Annotated in this window: 1 protein-coding gene; it reads right to left on the bottom strand. The window is 63.4% G+C overall.

What is annotated here, in order from left to right:
* The coding region (locus AC1DVE_RS31120; RefSeq protein WP_477784444.1) for a calcium-binding protein at positions 1-979 on the bottom strand (979 nt) is incomplete at both ends.

Below are 979 nucleotides of genomic sequence, written 5' to 3'. Positions count from 1 at the left end.
TCATTACCCGCCCCCCCCGCGATCACGTTGTCGAGCGCGTTGCCGGTGCCCGCAAAGTYGCCGCTGCCGCCGAAAAACAGRTTTTCGACGTTGGCACCCAGGACGTAGCTCCCGAGCGAGGTCCAGACCGTGTCAATACCCTCACCGCCAAGCTCGCTCACCACGTCCCCAAGCTCGGTGACTGCGTAGACATCGTTGTCGACGCCACCGACCATCGTGTCGGTACCTGCGCCACCGATGATGATGTCGTTACCTGCGSCACTGACGAGGACGTCATTACCCGCCCCCCCCGCGATCACGTTGTCGAGCGCGTTGCCGGTGCCCGCAAAGTCGCCGCTGCCGCCGAAAAACAGATTTTCGACGTTGGCACCCAGGACGTAGCTCCCGAGCGAGGTCCAGACCGTGTCAATACCCTCACCGCCAAGCTCGSTCACTACGTCCCCGAGTTCGTTAACTTCGTAGACATCGTTGTCGACGCCACCGACCATCGTGTCGGTACCTGCGCCACCGATGATGATGTCGTTACCTGCGCCACCGACGAGGACGTCATTACCCGCCCCCCCCGCGATCACGTTGTCGAGCGCGTTGCCGGTGCCCGCAAAGTCGCCGCTGCCGCCGAAAAACAGATTTTCGACGTTGGCACCCAGGACGTAGCTCCCGAGCGAGGTCCAGACCGTGTCGCTGCCGGCACCGGCGAACTCGCTCACCACGTCCCCAAGGTCGGTGACTTCATAGACATCGTTGCCGACACCGCCAGCCATCGTGTCGGCACCTGCACCACCGATGAGGACGTCGTTACCCGCACCGCCCACGAGCGTGTTGTCGAGCGCGTTGCCGATGCCCACAAAGTTGCCGCTGCCGCCGAAAAACAGATTCTCGACGTTGGCACTCAGGGTGTAGCTCCCGAGCGAGGTCCAGACCGTGTCGTTGCCGGCACCGGCGAGCTCGGTCACCACGTCCCCAAGGTCGGTGACTTCGT

This window comes from Pseudomonas sp. P4_B4 (assembly GCF_056402255.1).
This window is presented reverse-complemented; position numbering and strand designations above follow the sequence as displayed.